The sequence below is a fragment of the Phreatobacter aquiterrae genome (genome assembly GCF_053471285.1).
Window position 1 is genome coordinate 1 of sequence record NZ_JBJPHW010000032.1, and the last position, 3198, is coordinate 3198.

3 protein-coding genes and 1 pseudogene are annotated in these 3198 nt (G+C 59.2%); 3 read left to right on the forward strand and 1 reads right to left on the reverse strand.

The features are described 5' to 3' along the window. Positions 1 to 528: pseudogene (locus ACJ4V0_RS21375) on the reverse strand (transposase); the annotation flags it as partial. Between the two features lie 64 nt (positions 529 to 592). On the opposite strand from ACJ4V0_RS21375, the gene ACJ4V0_RS21380 reads away from it, so the two are divergent. From ACJ4V0_RS21380 to ACJ4V0_RS21390, 3 genes are all read left to right on the forward strand, one after another. Then, complete coding sequence (locus tag ACJ4V0_RS21380) at positions 593 to 2149, forward strand: argonaute/piwi family protein (RefSeq protein ID WP_448301627.1); 1557 nt, start codon at positions 593 to 595, stop codon at positions 2147 to 2149. Positions 2150 to 2497: 348 nt separating this feature from the next. Further along, positions 2498 to 2725, forward strand: coding sequence for a hypothetical protein (locus ACJ4V0_RS21385; RefSeq protein ID WP_448301628.1), 228 nt, complete (start codon positions 2498 to 2500; stop codon positions 2723 to 2725). Between the two features lie 96 nt (positions 2726 to 2821). Beyond that, the gene (locus tag ACJ4V0_RS21390; RefSeq protein ID WP_448301629.1) at positions 2822 to 3124 is read left to right on the forward strand and encodes an ArsC/Spx/MgsR family protein; all 303 of its coding nucleotides are present in this window, start codon (positions 2822 to 2824) and stop codon (positions 3122 to 3124) included. Positions 3125 to 3198: the final 74 nt, after the last annotated feature.

Genomic DNA, 3198 nt, shown 5'->3' on the forward strand with positions numbered 1-3198 from the left:
CAGTCGTGCGACCCGGTTCGGACAGCAGTTCTCGCCCATGTCCACGAGGTCGTCGTGGAGCTTCCGGTAGCCGTAGACTTTGCTGCTGTCGCGCCAGGCCGTGCGGATCAGTTCGATCTGGCGGCGGTCCTCCTTGGCGCGTCGGCTGAGCGGGTCCTTCAGCCAGGCGTAGAAGCCGCTGGGCTGCACCGAGAGGCAGCGGCACATGGCGCGGATCGAAAAGATTGGGCGATGCTCGGCGATGAACGCTTAACTTCACTTTGCATCCTTGGCGAAGTACGCGGCCGCTTTTTTTAGGATGTCGCGCTCCTCAGTGACCCGCTGCAACTCGCGCTTCAGGCGGCGGACCTCGGCGGCCTGCTCGTCATCGCGGGCTGCGGCCGGCTTCGCGTATCGCTTCTTCCACTCGTAGAGCGAGTACTTGCTGATCCCCAGCCGCGCCGCAACCTCCGCTACCGGATAGCCCCGTTCGGTGATCTGAAGGACGGCGTCCCGCTTGAAGTCCTCGGTGAAGTTCGCTTTGCCCATCGGGGCCTCCTTGCCTCAAAATTAGGGAAGAAGGCGTCCAGGAATCTAGGGGCGGTTCAGACGCTTGATCGAATTTTCCGAGAAATCCGTTCCGGTTCTCTACATTCCGGAACCACCGCTGGGATTTGGGCACGGGCAGGCTTCGGATCATCCGAAGGATGGCCTTACGCTTTACGGGCCTGCGTCAAAGCCCGATCGTCCGCAGATTACGATAGGTGCGGTTGGCACAAAACATGGCCTAGAACTCCTTTGCCGCTGGCTCGATGCAATCAGCAATCCCGTCGCAATTCCGCCTCGGGGTCAGCGCGACAAAGAGTTCCGGCTTCATCTGTCGGATTTTCCCGGTCTCGAGGAGGCCTTTGGCATCCGCGCCGATCGGGGCGCTATGATTAAATGCGAGATTGATCCTGCGGATATCCGTGCTGCGATTGCGATCGAGAACCATCACGAGGCAGTTGCCACAACAACCAAGCTGTTCATCGACCCGATTGAGCGCCACGCGAAGAATGAGGAGCGGACGGTTGACGTTTGGATCTTCGTTGTGCCGGAAATCGTCTTCGAAACCTGCCGCCCAGTTGCGGGTCAGCGTCGCAAGGTCGAGCTTCTCAAGGGGGAATTGTCCCGGCGCCAGAAGGGGCGTGTCGACCTTCCGCTACTGGCCGGTGTTATTGATGACACGCTTGAAGCAGTGTTTGATGACATTCCCGACTTCCACCGGCAGGTCAAAGCGAAGCTCTTAAAGCTGGGCATGACATCTCAGCTTATTCGCGAGACAACCCTTGCTCCTGAAGAGTTCTTGAACAAGGCGGGATATCCGAAACGTGGAACTCAGGATTCCGCCACCGTTGCTTGGAATCTGGCCACAGGCTTGTTCTACAAAACGCAGGCGGACCCCCCCTGGAAGATCGCCCGTATGCGGCCGGGCGTCTGCTACGTCGGCTTGGTGTTTAAGCTCCTTCCCAATCACGCTGACAATCACGCCTGCTGTGCGGCGCAGATGTTCCTGAGCGAAGGAGACGGGGTCGTCTTTCGCGGGGCGAACGGGCCGTGGCAGACTGAAAACAGAGAGTTTCACCTCAGCGATCTTGCGGCCGGAAACCTGATCAAGACGGTTCTGGATACCTACAAGCAACGCTTCGGAACTTATCCAAAAGAGCTGTTCATTCACGGCCGAACAAAGTTCAACGACGCGGAATGGGAGGCCTTTAGCAAGGCCGCGCCCGACGGAACCAATATTGTAGGCGTGCGTATCCAATCGACTCATGGCGAGACCAAGCTCTTCCGCGACGGCGATTATCCGTGCCTGCGCGGCACGGCGATCCAGCTCGGAGACAAAGACGCTTATCTGTGGACCACGGGGTATGCGCCACGTATCGACACCTATATCGGTCCAGAGACGCCGAACCCGTTGTTCGTAACCGTGCTCCGCGCGAGCGGTGACTATCCCTCTATTGAGACGGTACTGGCAGACATACTGGGTCTCACCAAAATCAACTACAACGCCTGCAATTTCAGCGACGGGTTACCGGTCACCATTCGTTTCGCGGACAAGGTCGGCGAAGTGCTAACCATGGGCAGCGCTACGGGAGCAGAGCGACAGCCGTTCAAGTTCTACGTTTAGGGGGCGTCGGGCGTGCGCTGGCCACCTTCACCGTTCCCGGGCTACTCGATCCGAAGAATGAGTCCTGCTACAGAGAACTGACGGTAATTTCGGGCATCCTCCTGTGTTAGCCTGGGCAGGCAAAAAACTGGGTCTGAGGCGCGATTGACCTCGATAGATGCCGGAACCGTGAAAATATTTTTTCTGGCAGTTTTCTCAATGAAATCAAAAGCGTAGCTTTTTGACGGACTCACAGTCGGAGAATGACCGTCAGAATGAGCACTTACCAGTGAATTTTCAAAGACTTATGGGGAATTCAAACAATCGAGTGGGAATGAGAAGGCGTTTCACGACGGCGGCCTCGCGGCCATGAGCTACAAGGCTTCGATCCCGTCCCGCGAGCGCCGAATCAAGCGCATTTGCGTCCGGCTGGGCCTTCATCTGATGACGGCGCAGAAGCCGGACAAGCAGATTCTGGCCCACGGCGGCTACATGCTGCGCGACGCCGATACGATGAAGATCGTGCTCGGCGACAGGGATTATCTCTTCTCCGCCGATCTCGACGAGGTCGAGGCCTATCTGGACGCCCTGACCTGATGCCGAAGATGACGCTGCTTTAGTCGCCACCGGCCTGCCCAGCGGACGCAGGGAGTAGCTCGGTCCGCAAGATCCAGATGACACCGGAAGCGCCAGATGACGGTCACCCTCTACGGCATCACCACCTGCGACACGGTCCGCAAGGCCCGTGCCTGGCTGGACGGGCAGAACATCGCCTACCGCTTCCATGACTTTCGCGTCGAGGGACTGGATGCCCAGCGCCTCGGCGGATGGCTCGACGCGCTCGGCTGGGAGACAGTTCTGAATCGTGCCGGCACCAGTTTCCGCAAGCTGCCGGAGACGGAGCGAGACGGTCTCGACCGCCAGAAGGCCGAGCGGCTCATTCGTAAGCATCCGGCGAGGGCCGCGGCTGCAGCCGATGCGGATCAGGCAGCCTGACGTGCCGCTGCCGCACCAATTGGCTGCCAATTCCACGGCAGCAACTCGGGCAGTCTGGACTGCGGGATGGCGGC

Coding starts and splice junctions, on each gene's coding strand:
- ACJ4V0_RS21385 (WP_448301628.1), top strand. CDS start 2,498: ATGAGCTACAAGGCTTCGATCCCGTCCCGCGAGCGCCGAATCAAGCGC.
- ACJ4V0_RS21390 (WP_448301629.1), top strand. CDS start 2,822: ATGACGGTCACCCTCTACGGCATCACCACCTGCGACACGGTCCGCAAG.